Source organism: Vibrio hepatarius (assembly GCF_011806575.1).
GTDB classification, from domain to species: domain Bacteria; phylum Pseudomonadota; class Gammaproteobacteria; order Enterobacterales; family Vibrionaceae; genus Vibrio; species Vibrio hepatarius_A.
Genome location: NZ_JAATOO010000014.1, coordinates 14,485 through 36,551 on the forward strand (window position 1 = coordinate 14,485; position 22,067 = coordinate 36,551).

Sequence of the window (22,067 nt, forward strand, 5' to 3'; positions counted from 1 at the left end):
GTTTGTAAGGATTCGTATGCCTTGCTTAAAGTAATACCTGAGGTAATACTTTTATTTTATATTTTTTTAAAACATTAAAATTCATTTAGTTACGTATTTAAGTCTGCTGTCTCACTCCCGCCACATTCTAAAAGGCCTGATTTATCAGGCCTTTTTTCGTATCTGTCATCCACAAATCGTCTGCTTAGCTTATCCACAGTTTCTGATTTGATAGTTGTCACAACAACTCATTCATTTCTAATACTTTATCGCGTTCTCACATCGGGCCGTATATCATCTAGACATGTTAATAAATGACTTAGTTATGTCTGCAACTATTTATTTTAACAAACAAAATTCTAAGCAGTTTGATGATCAATATGACTCATTTAAATTTGAGCCAGCTCATCAATTTTGGCGTGTTTGTGGCTCAAGTGTGCTTGGCGTTGGTTCGGGGAGGTAAGCTATGTCGCACGAGTATTATTTAGACAAGTTTCGACAACTGAACATGAATAGCTCAGGTGGCAAGAAAAGTCCTCACAAAGTCTGTATGCTGCTGGCCGTTATGGATTTAATTCAAGCGGGCAATATCGTCTCTAACAACATTGTATTTAATCAGCCGCTAAAGGACGCCTTTACCCGACATTTTGACAACTTTGCTCAAGGTAACGATAAAAATACGCCGGAGAATCCATTCTTCCATCTGAGGAGTGAAGGATTTTGGCACCTCTCTTACAATGATGGATACAACGAGTCGAATACCAACCGTTATTCTGCTAAAGCAATTGCCTACGTCTATCTCGATGATGAACTTTTTGAGTTTATGAAGAGTTTTATCGTCACCAATGAACTCAAAGAAGCGTTGGTTTGTAACTTGTCTGATTTGGCTTCACGGTACCAGCACTGGTTAATGGATATCGGTAAAACAGAGAAGACGGCGAGAAACTATCTTGGCGCTGTTCGAAGTTCTATCTCCAATTGGTTAATAGAGGCAGGCGAAATTCGTGAACCGCTTACCGAGGTTAAGTCTTTCAGCCAGTTTATTGAATACGAGAAAAAAGCGAAGCAACTCGATATTTTTAAACGTAGGGATGAGAAAGGTAAGGGCATGTATAGTGCCGCATTGTCCCATTACCGTAAGTTTTTAGCCGATTTAGCCCAAATAGATGTCAATGCAGACATTCGACAAGTTATGTCGGATAGAAAGCTAACGGATACAGAAAAAGCGATCATGGTGAAAACCCGAATGGGTCAGGGACATTTTCGCTCTCAATTGGTTCAAATGTGGGGTGGTTGCGCTGTTACGGGCTATCGAAACACGTCGATGTTGCTCGCCTCTCACATTAAGCCTTGGCGTGATTCTAATAACCAAGAACGTTTAGATAAGTTTAATGGAATATTGCTTTTGGCTAATCTTGATAAGGCTTTTGATCTCGGCTTTATCTCTTTTAAGGACGATGGCCAAGTGCTTATTTCGGATTACCTTGAAGCGCCAGAGGTGATTGGCTTGAGAGAGGATATGTCTTTCCACGTTATGCGAGAGCATAAACCTTATCTGGCTTATCACAGAGACGAGCTGTTTAAAGGGATATAACTCGAGACTAAAAGAAGCCATCAAAAATGGCTTCTTATGTCATTCTCTAGAAGTGTTCACAGATCCCAAGATACCATTGCGACGGTTTTGTTCTTTGAGACCAGCGTTTGGTCTTTCAATTGGACTACGTTGCTGTTTGCAAACGGTGTGACATGTTCTATGCCGTTCTCTTCCCACACGACTTTGTTGCTTTCAACAAAGACATGTTTTGACGTTTCTATCGAAGAGATAAGGGTAGGGATTTTACTTTTCCACGCAATGTTAACGCCAGCTGCGTAAGATGAAGTAGCAATGAAAACACTCATAAGTACAAGTAATCTAGGCATAATCGTCACATTTGTTAGCATGTTTTTTTGATTGTAGGTCGCAATGCTAACTATCGTTAGTGATTAAATGCAAAATAATATGGGGGGATATTTAATTTTCGACGCAATTCAAATTTTTCGAATTAATTGAACTTGCTTCCATAAATAGTAAATTTGAAAGCGTGCTTTACCCATTCGCCGACCTGTGCAACTAGGTTGGTTATCACTCATTTCTTCCATAACGTTTTACTCTACAACTTCTGCTGAATTGATATCCAGCCCAGTTTGCCAATCACTAGAATAGTATATTGACGGGTGAGTCTCTGAATACATGAACTCTAACTGAACCAAGGTTGCGTAGCGGTTAGACGCTCATTAGCTAAGTGAAGGTGGGTAAGATGAGTCAAAAATTTCCAGATAACTTTTTATGGGGGGGCGCGGTTGCGGCTCATCAACTTGAGGGCGGTTGGGACAAAGGTGGTAAATGCCCAAGTATTATCGATGTGGTGACTGCGGGGTCACATGGCCAGCCTCGTGTGATTACTGATGGGGTGCTTGACGGAGCGTTCTATCCTAATCATGAAGCGATTGATTTTCATGGCCGCTATAAACAAGACATTAAGCTATTTGCTGAAATGGGCTTTAAGTGTTTTAGAACCAGTATCGCTTGGACGCGGATCTTTCCAAAAGGAACCGAAGATGGGCCTTGTGAAGCGGGACTGCAGTTCTATGATGATATGTTTGATGAGTTACTCAAGCATGGTATCAAGCCAGTGATTACACTGAGTCATTTCGAAATGCCGTATCACTTAGCGAAGGAATACGATGGTTGGATGAACCGCAAGGTGATTGATTTGTTTGTCAAATTCTCTATGACAGTTATTCAACGCTATCAGCACAAAGTTAAGTACTGGATGACGTTTAACGAAATCAACAATCAGGCGAATGTTTCAAATGATATCTTTGGCTGGACTTGTTCGGGCGTTAAGTACACCAGTAAGGAAAAGCCAGAGCAGGCGATGTATCAGGCGGCGCACCATCAGTTTGTTGCGAGTGCGCTGGTGGTAAAACAAGCCCATGACCTGAATCCAGAGCTTAAAGTTGGCTGCATGGTCGCGATGATTCCTTACTATCCTTATTCATCACACCCAGACGATGTCATGCTGGCAGAAGTATCAATGCGTGATCGTTTTTACTTTTCAGACGTGATGGCAAAAGGCTACTACCCAAATTACGCAAAAAAAATCTGGAGCCGTAAAGGCTATGAGATTGTGATGGCAAAAGAGGACGAAGAGATTCTGGCTCAAGGTAAAGTGGATTACATCGGCTTCAGTTACTACATGTCCAATACGGTCAGTTCACAAGCTGAGCAGAGTACCGAAAACAGTTTGGATGGCAGTAATCAATACTCGGTGGCAAATCCTTATTTGCAAGCGAGTGACTGGGGATGGACAGTCGATCCCGTCGGGTTGAGATATTGTCTCACCAAGCTATACGAGCGTTACGAATTGCCATTATTTATTGTTGAAAATGGCTTTGGTGCAGTTGATAGAGTTGAAGCAGACGGCTCTATCAACGACGATTACCGTATCGCCTACTTGCGCTCTCATATTCAAGAGATGGAAAAAGCTATTAATATAGATGGCGTGGAACTGGTGGGATACACCCCTTGGGGATGCATCGATTTAGTCTCTTTCACGACTGGTGAGATGAAAAAGCGCTACGGATTTATTTACGTTGACCGCGAAAATGATGGCTCGGGAACACTGCAACGTTCGAAGAAGAAATCTTTCTTCTGGTACAAAGATGTGATTGCCTCAAACGGTGAAACATTATAGACATCAAAATGCCAGCCTCGTGCTGGCATTATTTAAGTTTGAACAAGGAAAATATGCACTATGGTGTGTTATCGCTTTATTTTCTAAATGGATTTCTGATATCGTCCTTTAATTACAGGCTTTGTTCAAAACTTCGGGAAGTTGTGTATGGATAGTGTTTTCCAAATATATACGACAATCCAAGTAGGGAAACAAAAAGTGACAAGGAATATTGGTAATTCTTCGAATATGCTGTACCCAGTACTGACAATACCGACATACATGTTGAGCAGTGAAGCGACAAGCCAAAGTGGAACGAAGAGTTTTGAGCCGTAAGAGATGTAGCTCTTCTTGCCTTCGAGCAAGAAACATAACCCCAAAATCACGGCATAACCTAATAAGCCGCTAATAATAAACAAGATGGTGTGCATTAATTATTCCTGTTGATAATTATATTTTTAATGGGAATGGTAATGAAGTTAGATATCACGCTATATAAACTTTGGGGTGAAATTTATAAGCCTATATATGGTTCTTGATTTTAAGATTTAATTTTCAGTACGAAAGTCGATTAATATTATGTAAATACTTAATTAAAAATGAGTATTGGTAGGTTTTATATATTGAAATAGATGCTTATTAAGTGATTAAAGAACATGTATGTCACAAACATTTAAATACCTGAATATTCAAGTTCTATATGTTTAAATATTGGTCGCAACTTGCATCGTTAGGGTAAAGGTCATTCCTTCATCCGCGTTGTTTTTCGCGACGATAGTACCTTGCATATCACGCACGTTATTGGCGGTGATTGCTAAACCCAGTCCGAGTCCTTCACCGATCTTTTTGTTGGTGTGGAAAGGTTCAAAGATGGTTGCCAGTTTGTCTTCTTCAACACCACAACCGTTATCGGTGACTTGAATCGTCAGTTTGTCGCCATCTTGCTGCGTGCTAACAATAATTTTTGCTGTAGTTTGATGCTTTGTGGCGTCAATCGCGTTGCTAATTAGGTTACCTAACACCTGTCTCAGGCGCGCTTCTTCACCCATAACTAGAGACACGTCCGACGCGATTCTGACTCGGATATCAACACGCTCTAAAGCCTCTTGGTGAATGCGTAAGACTTCTTGCAACGCATCCGTTAGCGAGACTGGCTTGGGTTTTTCTAATCGGTTGAACGCGAATGATTTCAACTGCGATGTCATGCTTGCCATGCGGTCGATCAGCGTATGCACCAAAGTCATATTGGCTTTTAGCAGTTTAGTTTCCCCGCGTTCCATCAGTAACTCGTTACTCGACAATAAAGTCCTTAAACCAGTAAGAGGTTGATTGAGCTCGTGGGTTATTGCACTCGACATACGCCCTAATGCCGCTAGTTTACTGGTTTCTATCAGTTCTTGTTGTGCGCTTTCTAACTCTTGAGTGCGTTCTTGAACGCGTTGCTGCAAGTGTTTATTGGCCGATTGCAGCGCTATCTCAGCTTTTTTACGTTTGCTGATGTCGATGATAGTGCAAAGGTAATAATTGGTTGAATCCCAAGGGAACTGACTGATCGAGAAGAGCACCGGAAAGCAGCTACCGTCGCTACGCCTTGCCATGGTTTCAACGCTACTGATCTCCGCGAGCTCTTGGTGCTGAGCCAAGTTCTTTAGCAGTTGTAATGTGGTCGAGTTAGGATTGCCCGCATCAAATAGCTGCCAGGCTTGAATGCTTTTAATCATTGAGTCTGAGAGACTGAAGTAACGCTTCGCCATCAAGTTAATGTCATAGATGGCGCCATTCTTATCCAACAATAAAAGGCCAACGTGAGTTTTGTTGATCATACCGCTGAGACGTTTTTCCGACTCTTTGATCAGCTTTTGAATACGTTGATTACTCAGTTGCTTCTGGTAGCGCTGAAAACTAATCACCAACAACATTAAGATGAATAAGCACGCCACCGCGACACTCCAGCTCAACCAGCTCACCGTTTGATACAGGGATTGGAGAGGAGTTAGATAGGTCAACTGCCAGTTTAGGTCGTCGAGTTGGATGGACTGAACCAAATAGCGTTTATCGTTAAGGCGCCACACCTTGATTTGAGATTGGTCATACAGTTGTTGGCTGCTTTCGACTTGTTCAACATCGAAATGCTGATTGAACCAATCCGCGTTGAGCTCACGGTCACTGGATAAGAAAAACTGCTGCTGTGGGTTTTGGAGCAAAATGATTTCGTCGTTTGCCAGCCATTGGTCATTTAGCAGGCTGAGGTCGATTTTGACGACCGCGATACCAACAATATCAAACGCGAGATAGATTGGCGCCGCCAAGTAGTAGTCTGGTGTCGCACCGATATTTTTGGTGACAACCGAAATTGCCTCGCGCTGTTGGTGGATGCGACTGACGATGGCTTCTATATCTCGTTCGCTTAAGTTTGATGATTCGACACTGGATGAGAGCACATCGCCGCTGGATGATAGAACATACCACCCTTTGGTGTTGGCAGCTTTATCGAGCTGAATTAGCTGTTTCTTAATTTCCGGTTCGAGTGAGGCTTCGCCTTTAAAGTAACGTAGACTGATCGCGTCGTTGGTCACCAAATAAGGTAGGTGATAAAAGCGCTGTAAAGAGCGCCTTGCCTCGGCGATATAGTTTAGAAACCGTTGTTCGGCGTGTCTTTGCGCTTGTTCCATCTGCCATTGGGTTACCACTTCTTGGCTGGATAACTTCACAACCGCGATAACAAACACGGTGACAATAATAAACCAGTAACGGTGACTACTAACCAAGGTTAAATGTCCTTTTTCGTTGGGTTTCAATCCAATAGTTGGCAAAAGCGCGCAAAGAAGTGTGTCGCTGAAGCTAACAAATAAATAATCGGTTGTTAAGCAAGCGTTGTTGAGAAGTGAGAGCTAGCTCCTTTCCGAATTCTCTATTTTTACTTAATTTGAAGACACGAAAATATAGGTGTCTAGAAGATGGATTTACATATGACTCGCAGTATTGCTTTGATTGAAGATGATGAAATCGTTCGTCAGGCAACGAGCCAATGGTTACAGCTAGCAGGGTTTGAAGTCACAACATTTGAAGCGGGGCAGGTCGCACTGGATCAAGTGCTTGTCAGCGATTTCGATACGATCATTACCGACGTCAGGCTGCCGGATATTGACGGCATTGACTTACTCAACCAGATAAAGCAGCGGTTGCCCGATGTGCCAGTTATCCTTATCACCGGTCATGGGGATGTCGACATGGCAGTGAAAGCCTTGCAGCAGGGAGCGTACGATTTTATCGAGAAACCGTTTGACCCTGAGCGTTTGTCTCAAACGGTGTCTGAAGCGGTAGAGAAATACCACCAAGGCCGAGAGCGTGAAAGCCGCTTGTCTTACCTTGACAGTATCACGGGTATAGAACAAATCCTGATTGGCCGAAGCAAAGTGATGTGTGATCTACGCGAGCAGATCCTTAAAGTCGCCTCAATAGACACAAATGTGATTATTTATGGGGAAACGGGCTGCGGCAAAGAGTTGGTCGCCAATTGTTTGCACGAGTTCAGTCAGCGCAATAAACACCCATTTGTACCGCTTAACTGTGGTGCCATTCCTGAAAATCTGTTTGAAAGTGAGTTGTTTGGCCACGAAGCTGGTGCGTTTACTGGTGCGGCGAAAAGACGTATCGGTAAACTAGAGTTTGCAGATAAAGGCACTGTGTTCTTAGATGAGATAGAAAGCATGCCGCTGTCGATGCAGGTGAAAGTGCTGCGCACGCTGCAAGACAACGTGGTTGAACGAGTTGGTGGCAATCAACAAGTATCGGTCGACTTGAGAGTGATCTCCGCCGCCAAGCACGATCTGCTTAATCATCCTGATTTCAGACAAGACTTGTTCTATCGCCTCAACGTCGCGCAAATTCATCTGCCTCCGTTACATGAACGTGAAGATGACGCTTTACTGTTGTTTGAGCACTTTACCCAAGAAGCTAACCCAGAAACCAGGCAAGCGAGCGAAGCAGACAGACACGCGATACTCTCGTATGCGTGGCCGGGTAACGTCCGTGAACTGCGCAATGTCGCGATTCGTTTTGCTCTTGATGAGATGCTTACGGTGGGTGAGATCCTTTCTTGTCGTCCGAACGCCATTTCTGAATCCGCTGCCGCTGGGATCCCACTGGCGGTGCAGGTACAAAGCTTTGAGCGTAAAGTGATTCACGAGTCTTTGGTGCGCCATCAAGGTCGGATTAATGAAGTCATGCAAGAGCTGGATTTACCAAGGCGTACACTTAATCAGAAGATGGTACGTTATGCGCTTAATCGTAGCGATTACGTTAACTCTTAGTCGACACAGCCATGTGTGAAAATTGCGATGAGCAAAAAATGGCTCATCGCAAAAATGGCCTTTTTATTAACATTGATCACAATAAATTCATTTATGTGACACATCTAGTTAAATCCCATTGTGAATTCCTCTGAACCATCGGCTGTTTTTTGCTTACTCTCTAGCGTAGATATAAGCAAAAAATGGCTCATTTCTTTGTTTTGAAATGCTTAAAGATAATAAAATCAACAGCTTAGAAATTGGCATTGGTTTTGCTGTATAGCGATTGTTGTTAACAAAAACATAACGTGAATAACTCTACATGGAGAGTAACAATGAAATACAACAAGTTAGTGAAAACGTTAGCCGTCGCTATCGCCTCTTTTGGTCTTGCTGCTAATGCTGTCGCTGAAGACCGCAGCTACATTCTGGCGACCGCTTCAACTGGTGGTACGTATTACCCAGTAGGTGTTGCGCTTGCGACATTAAGTAAAGTAAAAGTTGCCCCTCAGCACCATTTTTCTCTATCAGCCATTAGCTCTGCTGGGTCAGGTGAAAACGTAAAAATGCTTAACGAGAACGAAGCGCAATTCGCCATCTTACAAGGTCTGTACGGCGCGTGGGCATGGAGTGGTCAAGGCCCGTACGAGAAATCGGGCAAGCAAGAGAAACTGCGTTCAGTCTCTATGCTGTGGCAAAACGTTGAGCACTTTATTGTTCGCTCAGACCTAACACAAACGGGCACAGTGAGTGATTTGAACAACCTTAACGGTAAAAAGTTCTCGATCGGTAAAAAGAACTCTGGAACAGAAAACTCTGGCCGTCAGATCATGAAAGGTCTATCGGTCGATCCAGACAAATTTAACTTGGCATTCATGGGCTATGGTGGCAGTGCGAGTGCCCTACAAAACGGCACTATCGATGGTATGAATACACCAGCAGGTGTGCCAGTGGGTGCGGTGACACAAGCGTTTGCTGCGCTTGGCAACGATATTCAAATCCTATCGTTTACTGATGAGCAAATTAAACAAGCGAACGGCGAGTTTGACCTTTGGACTAAGTATGAGATCCCAGCAAATACTTACCCAGGTGTCGATAAACCGATTACCACCATCGCGCAGCCGAACTTCCTAGCGGTACGAGACGATATTTCAGAAGAAGACGTCTACCAGTTAACTAAGACTATCTACGAAAACCTGCCATTCCTGCAAGGTATCCATAAAGCCACCAAAGCGATGGCGATTGAGAAAGCCTTATCTGGTCTGCCGTTACCTCTGCACCCAGGCGCAGCACGTTACTACAAAGAAGTGGGCATCGAAGTCCCAGTATCATTGATCGTCAACTAATCAGTTGACCATTTACGCCCTCGCAATGAGAGGGCGTAGTTTTCCTCTTTTAATATTCGTTTTTTCTCCGTAGCGTTTTCGTGACGGGGTATTGGAGCATGTCATGAGCGATTCATTGCAGCAGGAATTGCAGAAGTTCGAACTGCCAACCCGTACAGATTTCCCTTGGGTGGGTAAGATGATCACCGTGTTCGGTGTGGTGATCTCGTTACTGCATATCTGGTTTAATACACTTTCCACACTGCCTGAGCTGTGGATCTCAGCGACCCACTTTGCGGGTTTTGCGGTGATCTGTGCGCTGTGGTACCCAGCCCATATTTCATTAAAGAAAAGCAAGATCGCGCTCGCTTTTGACGTGCTGATTGCCATTGGCGCTTTGGCTTGCCTTATTTATATCCCCTTTGCCGAAGACGCGCTGTATGAACGCGGCGTAAAATTTATCGCCAGTGACTGGTTCTTTGCGATTCTTGCTATCGTCATCGTGATTGAATTAATCCGTCGTACCATGGGCTGGTTTATCCCAGTGTTAATTTTGATCTGTTTGAGTTATGTGGTGATTTGGGGCCAATGGGCAACGGGGATTTTTCACTTCCCGGGGCTGAGCTATGAAACGCTGCTCTATCGTAGTTTTTACTCTTCAGAAGGTATGTTTGGCTCGATCTCTCGCATCAGTTGGACGTTCGTTTTCATGTTTATCCTGTTTGGCGCATTTTTGGTACGTTCTGGGGTTGGTGATTACATCATCGATGTTGCCCGTGCCGCCGCAGGCAAAATTATCGGTGGCCCGGGTTTTATTGCCGTGATTGGCTCAGGCTTGATGGGGTCGGTATCGGGTTCGAGCGTTGCCAATACCGTATCGACAGGGGTGATCAGTATTCCTCTAATGCAAAAAGCAGGCTTTCCGTCGCGCTTTGCTGCGGGTGTTGAAGCTGCGGCCTCAACAGGTGGTCAGTTAATGCCTCCAGTCATGGGCGCGGGCGCATTCATCATGGCGTCTTATACACAGATCCCTTACGTTGATATTATTGCGGTATCGTTTGTTCCTGCGTTGGTGTACTTCCTCTCTGTAGCCTTCTTTGTGCGTATTGAAGCCAAGCGTAGCGGCGTGCAAAAAGTGACAACCAGCAGCGAGCCACTGCTTAAAGTACTGCTCTCAGGATGGCATAACTTGATCCCTCTTGCGGTGTTAGTGACTTTGTTGGTTCAAGGCTTTACACCAACTTATGCGGCGGGGCTTTCGATTATTTCTGTCGTGGTCGCGTCTTGGTTCTCGAAAAATCACAAAATGGGGCCTAAAGCGATCATTGAAGCGCTCTCTCAAGGCGCAAAAAACATGGCGACCACGGCGGTATTGCTGGTGGGTATCGGCTTAGTGATCAACGTTATTAGTACCACGGGTATCGGTAATACCTTCTCGCTGATGATCGACGGCTGGGCAAACGGCGATTTACTAACCATGATTGTTTTGATTGCTCTCGCTTCATTGGTGCTGGGTATGGGTTTACCGGTGACTGCGGCGTATATCGTGTTGGGTACCTTGTCTGCACCAGCGTTATACCAACTGTTGGCTGAAAGCCAATTGCTGGATATGTTGATGGCAGGCCAATTGCCAGAACAAGCGAAAGCGATCTTTATGTTGGCGGCGCCGGATCAGTTGGACTTGCTTAACGCACCAATGGCGCTGGAAACCGCGAAAGAAATGTTATCTAAAGTGCCAGCAGATTTTATGGATACGCTGCTTAACCAAAGCTTGGGGCTGGAAGCAGTGAGCCTTGCTCTGCTATCAGCACACTTGATCATCTTCTGGCTATCACAAGACAGTAATGTGACTCCACCTGTGTGTTTGACGGCGTTTGCCGCGGCAACCATTGCCAAAACTCCGCCAATGCGTACTGGCTTGATGGCGTGGAAAATTGCTAAGGGGCTCTATTTAGTTCCGCTACTGATTGCGTACACTAACTTGGTGAGTTGGGATGTGACCTCTGTATTGGTGACTGGTGCGTTTGCCATCATTGGTACTTACGCATTTGTCGCAGCGATTGAAGGGTACTTGGAAGGCGAGATCAATTGGTTAATCCGAGTGGTTCTAGTCGCTATCGGTCTGGCTCTGGTTTGGCCTGAAGTCTATGTCGTAATTCGTTTAGTCTGCAGCGCCGCCTTTGTTGCAATCTTCGTCTACAGCGGTCGTAATACCAATACGAACGCTGCTGACTCTGTCGCTAAACCTGTTTGATGAAAGGAATGGATGTAGAAACCTTATGAACGCAATGTACGATTATATTATTGTCGGCGGTGGTATTGTGGGTGTTTCAACTGCGTGGCAGTTGCAGCAAGCGTATCCAAATAAGTCGATTCTGTTGCTTGAAAAAGAATCGGGCTTTGCCAAGCATCAGACTGGGCATAATAGCGGCGTTATTCACGCTGGCGTGTACTACGCGCCAGGTAGTCTGAAAGCGGATTTCTGTAAGCGCGGCGTAGAGCGAACGATTGAGTTTTGCGCCAAGCACGATATTCCGGTCGAGAACTGCGGTAAGTTGCTGGTAGCGACCGATGATGCGGAAATGGAGCGCATGAACGCGCTTTATCAACGCTGCCACGAAAACGGTATCGAGGTGGAACTGTTGGATGCCGTACAACTCAAACTCGCCGAACCCAACATCACCGGTTTAGGTGCGATACTGGTTAAGACGACCAGCATTGTGAACTACACCAGAGTGACTGAAATGATGGCGAAAGAGTTCACCGAGCTTGGTGGTCAAGTGAGCTTAGGCACCGAAGTAATCGCCGCAAAAGAACTGCCGGAAGAAGTGCAATTGACCTGCAAGGTAGACGGTCAGACACTGCAGTTAAATGGCCGCTTTATGATCACCTGTTCAGGCCTGATGGCAGACCGCATGACGAAGATGCTGGGTATTGAGACTGACTTCCAAATCGTCCCGTATCGCGGTGAATACTATCTGTTGGACGAAAAGCACAACCAAGTGGTGAATCATCTGATTTATCCAATCCCAGATCCCGAGCTGCCATTTCTCGGTGTTCACTTGACGCGTATGATCGACGGTACAGTTACGGTCGGGCCAAATGCGGTACAAGGTTGGAAGCGAGAAGGGTACGGCGCGGTTAACTTCAGCTTCAAAGATACCTGGCAAATGCTTAACTTTGCTGGCTTTTGGAAAGTGACCGCCAAACATTTGAAAACCGGTCTGGTGGAGTTTAAAAACTCGTGGTGGAAACCGGGCTATCTTAAGCTGGTCAACAAATACTGTCCGAGCATTACCGTTAACGATCTTAAACCATATCCGGCGGGTATTCGCGCTCAGGCAGTAATGAAAGATGGCACTTTAGTGCATGACTTTTTGTTCGCGGAAAGTCCGCGTAGTTTGCATGTTTGTAATGCGCCGTCACCGGCAGCGACCTCAGCGATGCCAATTGGTGAGTACATTTGTGAAAAGGTCATCGCCAAAAACGCCTAACAAGAGCAACGTATAACGATAAGCCAGTTCCACTGCTGTTAATTGGGGAGCTGGCTTATTTTTTTGTTTGTCTTCGGCTCTTGCTGCGTCACGTTTTGCTCTGAGTCTAATTGAAACCACTTTAGCTGACCGTTGGTCTCAAAATCATTTACGCTCTGGCAGGTTAAGTAGTGCTCACCAACTTCAAGGATTGCGCCTTCAGAGTAGGCCATATCTTGATAAAAGCAGACGCGTTTGCCTAGCTCAGTTGCGTTAACACCGATGATGGGTTTACCTGGCGTCGATATCACGTGGTTTGAAGCGATAACGTTGGTGCTGGTGAACAGTATTAACAAAGTGAATAAACGCATTCGCACTCCTTATTCGGGCGACAAGCCAAACTTTCTTTCATAACGAGGTAGCATACTCTCGTTGCCTAATAACCCACCCTGATGAATATAAATCAGAGTCTTATGTTGGTTCTCAGGATACCAAGATTGTAGACACTGCCACATCATCGGATCGTAGAGCAGATCAAATTCTATGTTTGTTTGCTGCTGTAGCTCGTACCACGTCAAATAATCTTGTCGATATAGGTGACCGAAATGGTGTTTGGTCGCGAGTTCGAGGATGGTCGGAAAATTGGTTTCGCCCAACTCCGAAAACTGCTGTTCGAGATAATCTTTTCCGCCAACACAAGGACAGGTAATGACCTCAATACCGTGTGGACTCAGGTGTTTGTGTAAGTAAAGCGCTGTGGTTCCGGTACCGGAAGGGAGAGCAACGGTAAATTGGTTAGCGTTCTCAAACCGCGTCCAAGATAATATCTCCGTTGCCAGTTGTTTGATTCCAGCTTCGGCATACTGAAAACGTCCACCTTCAGGCACCATTAGGCAATGTTCATCCGGCTGACGAACTTGCTCAATGAACTCTCGCGGGTGCAGACCTGATTCGCTCACCGCTGTGATTTTAGCGCCCATGTCTAGCGCAGCTCGGTAGTTTCCTTTTGGCGAATCAGCCAGCCATTGCGGGATGTGGTCGACATAAAACTCAAACGCCCAGCCTTTTATCGCCGCCAAAGCAGACAGTGAATACATTGCGTTGGATTGCACACTGCCATAGCTGATCAGAATGTCGATATGCTCAAGGGGCTGCTCAAGCAACGCCATAAACTTACGCGCTTTGTTGCCACTAAAATGGCTGTGCAGTTGGTCGTCCCGCTTTAGATAGAATCGGATGTCATCGAACTGGTGTTGGGTAATTGGCGTATCGGCAAGTTTCATAACCGCAAAAGCAATAAGGAAATTAGGAAGCGCATTCTAGCGAATAATGCAGGTAAAGCCCAATCAAGGTCGCTGCATGAAAAGCGGAATAAAAAAAGCCCAGAGCAATCTGGCTCTGGGCGGATACAAACATAGGAGTTAATAAGAAAAAGCAGCGTAAATTAGTAGCGCTAGTTAAGATGACAAGTTTGACGGCCTGTAAACTTCGAATGCTCTGCTAACTACAATTAATCAGACTGACACTTTTCCATTCAGTTCCCTCAATCGTGAAAAAAATTTAAATTTTTTGTTCACTTTCTCTACTAAAGGCTTCTTACCCTGGTCAGACCAATCTGCAAAAATGTGATGTTAATGGCTTGTTGCTTAAATGTATCGAGTGTATATTTCAAACAGGTGTTTAATACGAGTGATTAAAATGGCAGGCAGAAACAGTACCAAAGATAAAATTTTAGATGTCGCCGAGGCACTCTTCGCAGAGCAAGGCTTTAAGGACACGTCACTACGCACGATTACCAGTAAAGCAGGGGTCAACCTTGCGTCGGTCAACTACCATTTTGGTGATAAGAAGACGCTCGTGCGTGCTGTGCTTAACCGTTACCTAGAAGCGTTTATGCCCGCGGTGCAAGATTCATTGATCAATCTTAACCTAAGTGACAACTATAAAATGGAAGACGTGTTTGAATCTTTACGTTCTCCACTGCGTTCATTAAACGAAGTACACCCTAACGGCACGAGCCGCTTTATGTTGCTGATCGGTCGAGGATATACCGATGTGCAAGGTCATTTGCGCTGGTTTATTACGACGCGCTATCAAGAAACATTGTCTCTCTTCACTCAATCTGTGATGAAAGCGAATCCCAAATTATCCGAAGAAGAATTGTTCTGGCGTTTGCACTTTACGCTGGGCACCTGTGTTTTCACCATGGCATCGAGCCAAGCTCTGCTTGAAATAGCAGAAAGCAACTACGGTAAGCAAATGGACGCGAAATCTGTCGTTGATCAACTGATACCGTTCTTGGCAGCAGGCGTCGCTGCAGACTAGATTTTATATATAAGACTTAAAACAAAAATAAATTGGACCACAACTGTGAACAAAAGGATCTGACTATGAGCTCTCTAAGAAGAAAATGGGTAAGTGACCCAGCTTTCAAACTGTTTAAAAAGGTGTTGCCACCGTTATCAAGCACCGAGAAAGAAGCAATGGAAGCGGGCAGTGTGTGGTGGGATGGAGAGCTTTTCTCTGGTCGTCCCGATTTTACCAAGCTACACCATTACCCTAAACCGGCACTAACAGCAGAAGAGCAAGCGTTTATGGATAACGAGCTTGAAACGCTGCTGGCAATGCTGGACGACCATAAGATCGTCAAAGAAGACCGTGATTTACCTAAAGATGTGTGGGATTACCTGCGTAAAGAACGTTTCTTCTCACTGATTATCTCAAAAGCGTATGGCGGTCGTGAGTTTTCTTCACTAGCGAACTCAACCATCGTTTCACGTATTGCGACTCGTAGTATCAGTACTGCAGTGTCTGTGATGGTGCCAAACTCGCTTGGTCCGGGTGAGCTTCTTTCACACTACGGCACGCAAGAGCAGAGAGATTACTGGCTACCTCGCTTAGCGGATGGTACCGATATTCCTTGTTTTGCGTTAACGGGACCAGAAGCGGGCTCTGACGCTGGCGGTATCCCAGATGAAGGTATTGTTTGTTACGGCGAGCACGAAGGTAAAGAAGTCCTTGGTGTGCGAGTAAGCTGGAACAAGCGTTACATTACGCTAGCGCCAGTAGCAACGGTACTGGGCTTGGCATTCAAGATGTACGACCCAGACGGCTTGATGGGTGACAAGAAAGACATTGGTATCACCTGTGCGCTTATCCCTGCTGATCATAAAGGTGTGGAGATCGGCGAACGTCATGACCCAATTGGTCTTGCGTTTATGAACGGCCCGACGCGCGGTAAAGACGTGTTTATCCCGATGGATTGGCTGATCGGTGGTCAAGAGTATGCTGGTAAAGGCTGGCGTATGCTGGTGGAATGTCTGTCTGCAGGTCGTGGTATCTCTCTACCGGCACTTGGTACTGCGGTTGGCCACTTAACCTCTCGTACTACGGGTGCTTACTCGTACGTACGTAAGCAATTTGGTATGTCGATCGGTAAGTTTGAAGGTGTTGCTGAAGCGTTGGGTCGTATCGGAGGTCTCACTTATCTGCTTGAAGCGACTCGTACACTGACGACCACTTCTCTGGATCTTAAAGAGAAACCGGGTATTGTGACGGCAATTGCGAAATACCACATGACCGAAATGGCGCGTACGATTTTGAATGATTCGATGGACATCCACTCTGGTCGTGCAATTCAAGACGGCCCGATGAACTACCTAGCATCGCCGTATCTTGGTATTCCCGTTGCAATCACCGTAGAGGGTGCCAACATCTTAACGCGTAATTTGATGATCTTCGGACAAGGCGCGACACGTTGCCACCCTTATGTTTTGAAAGAGATGGAAGCGGCGGCAAATCCAGATGAGAAACAAGGCGCGAAAGAGTTTGATAAGCTGCTTTTCAAGCATATCGGCCACGCCACTAAGAACACCTTTGGGGCATTTGGTGCTGCGCTGACAGGCTCTCGCTTTATCAAAGCAGACATGAGTGGTCCAACTCAGCCTTACTACAAAGAAATGACGCGCTTAAGCCGTGCATTGGCGGTGAGTGCGGATATCGCGATGGCAACACTGGGCGGCGATCTAAAACGTAAAGAGATGATCTCGGCAAGACTGGGTGATGCTTTAGCGTATCTTTACATGGCGTCGGCTGCGTTGAAGAAATACGAAGACGAAGGCCGTCAACAGCAAGACCTCGATTACGTTCACTACGCAGTGCAGCACTGTCTGTACAGCGCAGCGAAATCACTGCAAGAAGCGTTTACCAACTACCCGCAAAAAGCGGTTGGACGTTTGCTTAAAGTGCTGATCTTCCCGCTTGGTAACCATTACCAAAAACCGAGCGACAACCTAACGGTGAAGATTGCAGAGAGCTTGATGACACCGGGAGCGCACCGTGATCGTCTTACCCACCTGTGTTACATCGGTAAAGATGAAAACGACAGCGTAGGGCTGATGGAAAATGCCTTCCTTGCGATGTATGGCGTGAAGAGTATTGAACGCAAACTGATGAATGCAGCAAAAGAAGGCAAAGTAGCACGTAAAGGGCTGTTAAAAGACCGACTTGCTCAAGCGCTGGAAGCGAATGTACTGACGCAGGAAGAAGTCGATAAAGTGTTGGCAGCCGATGAATTGCGCTACAAAGCGATTCAAGTTGACCACTTTAGCCATGATTTCAGTGAAGTAAGGACGCATGACCAAGAAGTAAAGCATAAGCTTGATAGCGTGGCTTAGTCGCTTAATTGATAAGTTTTGCTATCTTAAACAACAGAAAGGCATCGATTGTGATGCCTTTCTTTGTTTTGCTTGAAAAATAGAATCAAAGTCATCCAACCACTTGCATTTTAGTGACATTTTTACAGAAATTAGATGCGAACTGGCGGTGAACCTTTTATCCTAGCGGGGTTTTGTAAAGGAAGTTGAATATGATCATCAAACCTAGAATTCGTGGATTTATCTGTACTACAACGCACCCAGTGGGTTGTGAAGCTAACGTAAAAGAACAAATTGCTTACACAAAAGCACAAGGCCCTATCAAAAACGCTCCTAAGCGCGTTCTTGTTGTTGGTGCATCAAGTGGCTACGGTCTATCTTCTCGTATCGCTGCGGCATTTGGTGGCGGTGCTTCAACTATCGGTGTGTTCTTCGAAAAAGAAGGCACTGAAAAGAAACCAGGTACTGCAGGTTTCTACAACGCAGCGGCATTCGAAAAGCTAGCGCGTGAAGAAGGTCTATACGCTAAGAGCCTAAATGGCGACGCTTTCTCAAACGAAGCGAAACAGAAAACAATCGAGCTGATCAAAGAAGACTTAGGTCAGATTGATATGGTGGTTTACTCACTGGCTTCTCCAGTTCGTAAAATGCCAGAGACAGGTGAACTTGTTCGTTCAGCGCTAAAACCTATCGGTGAAACTTACACGTCAACAGCGGTTGATACCAACAAAGACGTGATCATCGAAGCAAGTGTTGAACCAGCAACAGAAGAAGAGATCAAAGACACCGTAACTGTAATGGGCGGTGAAGACTGGGAACTTTGGATCAACGCACTTTCTGAAGCTGGTGTTCTTGCAGAAGGTTGTAAGACAGTAGCGTACAGCTACATCGGTACTGAACTGACTTGGCCAATCTACTGGGACGGCGCGCTAGGTAAAGCGAAAATGGACCTAGACCGTGCAGCAACGGCGCTTAACGAGAAACTTGCAGCGACTGGCGGAAGCGCAAACGTAGCGGTTCTTAAGTCGGTAGTGACTCAGGCAAGCTCTGCGATTCCAGTAATGCCATTGTACATCGCGATGGTGTTCAAGAAGATGCGTGAAGAAGGCGTTCACGAAGGTTGTATGGAACAAATCTACCGCATGTTTAGCCAGCGTCTATACAAAGAAGACGGTAGTGCAGCAGAAGTGGACGAGAAAAACCGTCTACGTCTGGATGATTGGGAACTACGCGAAGATATCCAGCAACACTGTCGTGACCTATGGCCACAAATCACAACTGAAAACCTAAAAGAACTGACTGATTACGTTGAGTACAAAGAAGAGTTCTTGAAGCTATTTGGCTTCGGTGTTGACGGTGTGGATTATGAAGCAGACGTGAACCCAGCAGTAGAAGCAGATTTCATCGCTATCTAATTTGCTTTGACTCTAATGATAAAAAATCCGGTGCATGCACCGGATTTTTTGTATCTAGAATCTAGTTGGTTAGCGCGACTTACTGAAACGTTGACCAAATAGGTGCGTGATCAGACGGTTTTTCGATACCACGCAGTTCGTAGTCGATGTCTGACTCAACACACTTTGCCGCGAGTTTTGGTGTGGCAAGGATCACGTCGATACGCAGGCCGCGGTTGTCGTCAAAGCCGCGTGAGCGGTAATCAAACCACGAAAAACGATCGCTGACTTCTGGATGAATCTGGCGGAAAGTATCGACAAAACCCCAATCCATTAATGTTTTTAGCCATTCACGCTCTTCCGGCTGGAATGAACATTTACCCGTTTTCAACCAACGCTTACGGTTTGGTTCGCCGATACCGATGTCTGAATCGATCGGGCTAATGTTGATGTCACCCATCACGATCAACTGCTCATCGTTTGTGTGGTACTCGGTCAAGTAGCCCATTAGATCTTTGTAGAACTGGCGTTTGTATGGGAATTTAGTTTCGTGACTGACGTTATCACCCTGCGGGAAGTAGCCATTCAATACCGTGACTTTTTCTCCGTTGTCATCTTCAAACGTCGCCATGATCATGCGTTTTTGATGCTCTTCGTTGTCGGTAGGGAAACCTTTCTGGATAGAGATTGGCTCTTTCTTGCACAGCATAGCAACACCGTAGTGTGCTTTTTGTCCGTGGAAATAAACTTTATAGCCCATCGCTTCAACGTCTTCGATTGGAAAAGCTTCATCGTGAACTTTGATCTCTTGAAGGCCGATGACATCTGGTTGATGTTTATCAATCACCGCTTGTAACTGATGCAAACGAGCGCGCAGACCGTTGATGTTGAACGAGATGACTTTCATCCTAAATCCTTAATTATTCATCATTCTAATTGGCATAGTCGCCGATCCTATCATCTTCTGCCACAACACACTAAAGCAAACATCATTAACTATATTTGTTAACATTTCCTTAAACTTTAGATTGATAAATGGCCGTGTTGTGTTGTAATAAAAGGCTCATCTAGCGCCATAGGCCTTATCGAGTTTGCTTAAAAGGATGTAATATGCGAACCCTTTCAGTTCAGTGGAAAATCACACTCTTAGCGGGTTGCTGCCTGCTTATCACTTCTATCTCGCTCATTGGTTTCTCGGTCTACAATGCGGTGACCAATCAGAAACAGATCAAAGCGCAAAGCAGCGAATCGGTGATCACCAAGTCCGAACAACTACTAGAAACACGTGCGCTGCTCAACGCGACAGAGGTTGCTGAGTATTTAAACGAAGCACTTTATCGCGCGGAAATGCTCGCTTCGAGTGCTGAGTTTCAAAAGAGCAATACGGAAGAGAACTTTGGCGATAGCGAAGAGTTAAGGACTGCACTGGATGAAATGGTGCGCAAGGCGGTACTGAACTTTGATTCGATTCAGGGCGCGTATCTGGTGTTTGAGCCAGATTTACTCGATGGGGAAGACAGCAACTATGTTGGCGCGAAATATGTAGGCTCTAATGAAACTGGTCGCTTTGCTCCTTACTGGGTCACCGCTGAAAACGGTGAAAATGTGGTCGCCAACGTACTATCGGAAAAAGACATTAGTGCTGAGGAAAATAGCGAGCGTTTTTTCTGCCCAATCGCTTCAAGCACTTCTTGTGTAACAACGCCACGCATGCTTAAACAAGGTGACACTCAGTTCCTTGCAACATCGATTTCCGTTCCGGTATTTTCTCAAGGTATTGCGGTAGGTTTCTTTGGTATCGATTTACGTTTGGACGTACTGAAAGATGTTGTGATTGATTCAGACAAACAGCTATTCTCAGGCAGTGGCAACATCAATATCATCAGCTTAGATGGCTCGTTGATTGCTAGTGATGATGCGACTCGCCCGTTGGGTAAGCCTTATGCCAGTGACACGCTGTCAAACAATCAGATTACCGACCTGTTATTTGGTCAAGGCGTTAAAACGCAGTGGACTGAAAACAATCAGTGGTTGAGTGTATTTGCTCCAATTATTGTCGCAAACCAAACCTGGGGTGTACTGTTTGATATGCCTCGTGCAAGCGTATTGACTGATGCCAACAAGTTGGATGCAATCATTAGCCAACAAGTGGAAGAAAGCGTGACTACCGAATTGATTGCGGGGTCATCTTTGGTGTTACTTGGCCTTGCGACCATCGCATTAATGGCGTCTCGTCTGGTGAAACCCATTCGTGAAGTCGTGGCGAGATTAGATGATATTGCGTCGGGAGAAGGTGATCTAACTCAGCGTCTAGACGTCAAATCACAAGATGAGATCGGTCAATTGGCTGGTGGCTTTAACCTGTTCCTCGATAAGTTACAGTCAATCATCACCGATGTGGTGGATACGACGTTCCAGATCGGTACTACTACGCAGCAATCTACCGTTGCCGCGCAGCAAACACGTAATAGCAGTGACTCTCAGTTTAAAGAAGTTGACCTGGTTGCGACGGCATCCGAGGAAATGACTCAGACCGCAAGCTTGGTGGTGCAAAATGCGGAAACTGCAGTGCAAGAAGCGCAAAAGGCAAATGATGCTGCGTTATCTGGTCAACACGTGATTGAACAGTCTCAGCAGGAAATGCAGCACTTAGTAGAGCGCATGACCGCTGCCGTTCCTGTGGTAGAAGAATTGGCGAAGAACAATGCCAATATCACTGAAATTCTTTCGGTGATCGAGGGTATCTCCGAGCAAACTAACTTACTTGCACTGAATGCTGCGATTGAAGCTGCACGCGCGGGAGAGCAGGGCAGAGGATTTGCGGTGGTTGCTGATGAAGTTCGTAGCCTGGCCAGTGGTACTCAGGAGTCGGTTGGTGAGATTCGCCAAGTGATCGAAAGTGTCCAAAAAGGTACTCAGGATGTGGTGGCGGCGATCCAAGATGGTAATGATCTTGCGAATGACTCAGCGCAGCAAGTGGAAAAAGCGGTTGAAGAGATCCGACGCATTTTCACTGCGATTGAGTCGATCAGTGATATGAACTCGCAGATAGTAAAAGCAGCCGAAGAACAGCAATCCGTGAGTGCTGAGGTCAATCAAAGCGTGGCTAACATTCGTGACCTTAGTGCCCAGATACTTACTCAAGCTGAAGAGTCGGAATCGGTTAGCAGCCAAATTGGCGAACTTTCGCACAAGCAGCAACAATTGGTTAATCAGTTCAAAGTATAAAGAAA

General features: G+C 45.5%; 17 protein-coding genes. 11 read left to right on the forward strand and 6 right to left on the reverse strand.

What is annotated here, in order from left to right; genetic code table 11:
* Positions 1-304 precede the first annotated feature (304 nt).
* Together HCZ42_RS12470 and HCZ42_RS12475 are read left to right on the forward strand one after the other, a co-directional pair.
* Complete coding sequence (locus HCZ42_RS12470; protein ID WP_167421010.1) at positions 305-442, forward strand: hypothetical protein; 138 nt, start codon at positions 305-307, stop codon at positions 440-442.
* Between the two features lie 3 nt (positions 443-445).
* Complete coding sequence (locus tag HCZ42_RS12475; RefSeq protein WP_167421011.1) at positions 446-1,573, forward strand: HNH endonuclease; 1,128 nt, start codon at positions 446-448, stop codon at positions 1,571-1,573.
* A 56-nt stretch (positions 1,574-1,629) separates the two neighbouring features.
* On the opposite strand, the gene HCZ42_RS12480 is transcribed toward HCZ42_RS12475, so the two are convergent.
* Complete coding sequence (locus tag HCZ42_RS12480; protein WP_167421012.1) at positions 1,630-1,899, reverse strand: hypothetical protein; 270 nt, start codon at positions 1,897-1,899, stop codon at positions 1,630-1,632.
* A 377-nt stretch (positions 1,900-2,276) separates the two neighbouring features.
* Here HCZ42_RS12480 and HCZ42_RS12485 point away from each other — a divergent pair, with 377 nt between their 5' ends.
* On the forward strand, positions 2,277-3,716 hold the full coding sequence (locus HCZ42_RS12485; protein ID WP_167421013.1) for a 6-phospho-beta-glucosidase: 1,440 nt from the start codon (positions 2,277-2,279) through the stop codon (positions 3,714-3,716).
* A gap of 125 nt (positions 3,717-3,841) precedes the next feature.
* On the opposite strand, the gene HCZ42_RS12490 is transcribed toward HCZ42_RS12485, so the two are convergent.
* Entirely contained in the window at positions 3,842-4,126 is a 285-nt protein-coding gene (locus HCZ42_RS12490) for a hypothetical protein (RefSeq protein ID WP_167421014.1), read from the reverse strand.
* 273 nt (positions 4,127-4,399) lie between these two features.
* Entirely contained in the window at positions 4,400-6,424 is a 2,025-nt protein-coding gene (locus HCZ42_RS12495) for an ATP-binding protein (protein ID WP_439848999.1), read from the reverse strand.
* Positions 6,425-6,652: 228 nt separating this feature from the next.
* Between HCZ42_RS12495 and HCZ42_RS12500 the strand changes: the two genes are divergently transcribed.
* From HCZ42_RS12500 to lhgO, 4 genes are all read left to right on the forward strand, one after another.
* Positions 6,653-8,008, forward strand: a complete 1,356-nt coding sequence (locus HCZ42_RS12500; RefSeq protein WP_167421016.1) for a sigma-54-dependent transcriptional regulator — start codon at positions 6,653-6,655, stop codon at positions 8,006-8,008.
* 314 nt (positions 8,009-8,322) lie between these two features.
* Positions 8,323-9,333 carry a TAXI family TRAP transporter solute-binding subunit gene (locus tag HCZ42_RS12505; RefSeq protein WP_167421017.1) on the forward strand — a complete coding sequence of 337 codons (1,011 nt, stop codon included), beginning with the start codon at positions 8,323-8,325 and terminating at the stop codon, positions 9,331-9,333.
* Positions 9,334-9,436: 103 nt separating this feature from the next.
* Positions 9,437-11,566, forward strand: a complete 2,130-nt coding sequence (locus tag HCZ42_RS12510) for a TRAP transporter permease (protein WP_167421018.1) — start codon at positions 9,437-9,439, stop codon at positions 11,564-11,566.
* A 25-nt stretch (positions 11,567-11,591) separates the two neighbouring features.
* Positions 11,592-12,806: an L-2-hydroxyglutarate oxidase gene (gene lhgO / locus HCZ42_RS12515; protein ID WP_167421019.1), complete on the forward strand. Its 1,215-nt coding sequence runs from the start codon at positions 11,592-11,594 to the stop codon at positions 12,804-12,806.
* A 38-nt stretch (positions 12,807-12,844) separates the two neighbouring features.
* On the opposite strand, the gene HCZ42_RS12520 is transcribed toward lhgO, so the two are convergent.
* Positions 12,845-13,156 carry a DUF1496 domain-containing protein gene (locus tag HCZ42_RS12520; RefSeq protein WP_167421020.1) on the reverse strand — a complete coding sequence of 104 codons (312 nt, stop codon included), beginning with the start codon at positions 13,154-13,156 and terminating at the stop codon, positions 12,845-12,847.
* 9 nt (positions 13,157-13,165) lie between these two features.
* Positions 13,166-14,068 carry a 1-aminocyclopropane-1-carboxylate deaminase/D-cysteine desulfhydrase gene (locus tag HCZ42_RS12525; protein WP_167421021.1) on the reverse strand — a complete coding sequence of 301 codons (903 nt, stop codon included), beginning with the start codon at positions 14,066-14,068 and terminating at the stop codon, positions 13,166-13,168.
* A gap of 415 nt (positions 14,069-14,483) precedes the next feature.
* On the opposite strand from HCZ42_RS12525, the gene HCZ42_RS12530 reads away from it, so the two are divergent.
* The 3 genes from HCZ42_RS12530 (at position 14,484) to fabV (ending at position 18,855) form a co-directional block, all read left to right on the forward strand.
* Positions 14,484-15,110 (forward strand): TetR/AcrR family transcriptional regulator, encoded by a 627-nt coding sequence (locus HCZ42_RS12530; RefSeq protein WP_167421022.1) that lies wholly within the window; start codon positions 14,484-14,486, stop codon positions 15,108-15,110.
* A gap of 65 nt (positions 15,111-15,175) precedes the next feature.
* Complete coding sequence (locus HCZ42_RS12535; protein ID WP_167421023.1) at positions 15,176-17,461, forward strand: acyl-CoA dehydrogenase; 2,286 nt, start codon at positions 15,176-15,178, stop codon at positions 17,459-17,461.
* Positions 17,462-17,652: 191 nt separating this feature from the next.
* Entirely contained in the window at positions 17,653-18,855 is a 1,203-nt protein-coding gene (gene fabV / locus HCZ42_RS12540; RefSeq protein WP_167421024.1) for an enoyl-ACP reductase FabV, read from the forward strand.
* Positions 18,856-18,934: 79 nt separating this feature from the next.
* Here fabV and xthA read toward each other — a convergent pair whose 3' ends face one another.
* Positions 18,935-19,741: an exodeoxyribonuclease III gene (gene xthA / locus HCZ42_RS12545; protein WP_167421025.1), complete on the reverse strand. Its 807-nt coding sequence runs from the start codon at positions 19,739-19,741 to the stop codon at positions 18,935-18,937.
* A 203-nt stretch (positions 19,742-19,944) separates the two neighbouring features.
* On the opposite strand from xthA, the gene HCZ42_RS12550 reads away from it, so the two are divergent.
* Entirely contained in the window at positions 19,945-22,062 is a 2,118-nt protein-coding gene (locus tag HCZ42_RS12550) for a methyl-accepting chemotaxis protein (RefSeq protein WP_167421026.1), read from the forward strand.
* Positions 22,063-22,067 lie beyond the last annotated feature (5 nt).

Excerpts from the sequence above, each read along its gene's own strand:
- HCZ42_RS12485 (WP_167421013.1), top strand. The coding sequence starts at position 2,277 with ATGAGTCAAAAATTTCCAGATAACTTTTTATGGGGGGGCGCGGTTGCG.
- xthA (WP_167421025.1), bottom strand. The coding sequence starts at position 19,741 with ATGAAAGTCATCTCGTTCAACATCAACGGTCTGCGCGCTCGTTTGCAT.
- HCZ42_RS12535 (WP_167421023.1), top strand. The coding sequence starts at position 15,176 with ATGAGCTCTCTAAGAAGAAAATGGGTAAGTGACCCAGCTTTCAAACTG.
- HCZ42_RS12520 (WP_167421020.1), bottom strand. The coding sequence starts at position 13,156 with ATGCGTTTATTCACTTTGTTAATACTGTTCACCAGCACCAACGTTATC.
- HCZ42_RS12505 (WP_167421017.1), top strand. The coding sequence starts at position 8,323 with ATGAAATACAACAAGTTAGTGAAAACGTTAGCCGTCGCTATCGCCTCT.
- HCZ42_RS12470 (WP_167421010.1), top strand. The coding sequence starts at position 305 with ATGTCTGCAACTATTTATTTTAACAAACAAAATTCTAAGCAGTTTGAT.
- lhgO (WP_167421019.1), top strand. The coding sequence starts at position 11,592 with ATGAACGCAATGTACGATTATATTATTGTCGGCGGTGGTATTGTGGGT.
- HCZ42_RS12475 (WP_167421011.1), top strand. The coding sequence starts at position 446 with ATGTCGCACGAGTATTATTTAGACAAGTTTCGACAACTGAACATGAAT.
- HCZ42_RS12550 (WP_167421026.1), top strand. The coding sequence starts at position 19,945 with ATGCGAACCCTTTCAGTTCAGTGGAAAATCACACTCTTAGCGGGTTGC.
- HCZ42_RS12500 (WP_167421016.1), top strand. The coding sequence starts at position 6,653 with ATGGATTTACATATGACTCGCAGTATTGCTTTGATTGAAGATGATGAA.
- fabV (WP_167421024.1), top strand. The coding sequence starts at position 17,653 with ATGATCATCAAACCTAGAATTCGTGGATTTATCTGTACTACAACGCAC.
- HCZ42_RS12525 (WP_167421021.1), bottom strand. The coding sequence starts at position 14,068 with ATGAAACTTGCCGATACGCCAATTACCCAACACCAGTTCGATGACATC.
- HCZ42_RS12490 (WP_167421014.1), bottom strand. The coding sequence starts at position 4,126 with ATGCACACCATCTTGTTTATTATTAGCGGCTTATTAGGTTATGCCGTG.
- HCZ42_RS12510 (WP_167421018.1), top strand. The coding sequence starts at position 9,437 with ATGAGCGATTCATTGCAGCAGGAATTGCAGAAGTTCGAACTGCCAACC.
- HCZ42_RS12530 (WP_167421022.1), top strand. The coding sequence starts at position 14,484 with ATGGCAGGCAGAAACAGTACCAAAGATAAAATTTTAGATGTCGCCGAG.
- HCZ42_RS12480 (WP_167421012.1), bottom strand. The coding sequence starts at position 1,899 with ATGCCTAGATTACTTGTACTTATGAGTGTTTTCATTGCTACTTCATCT.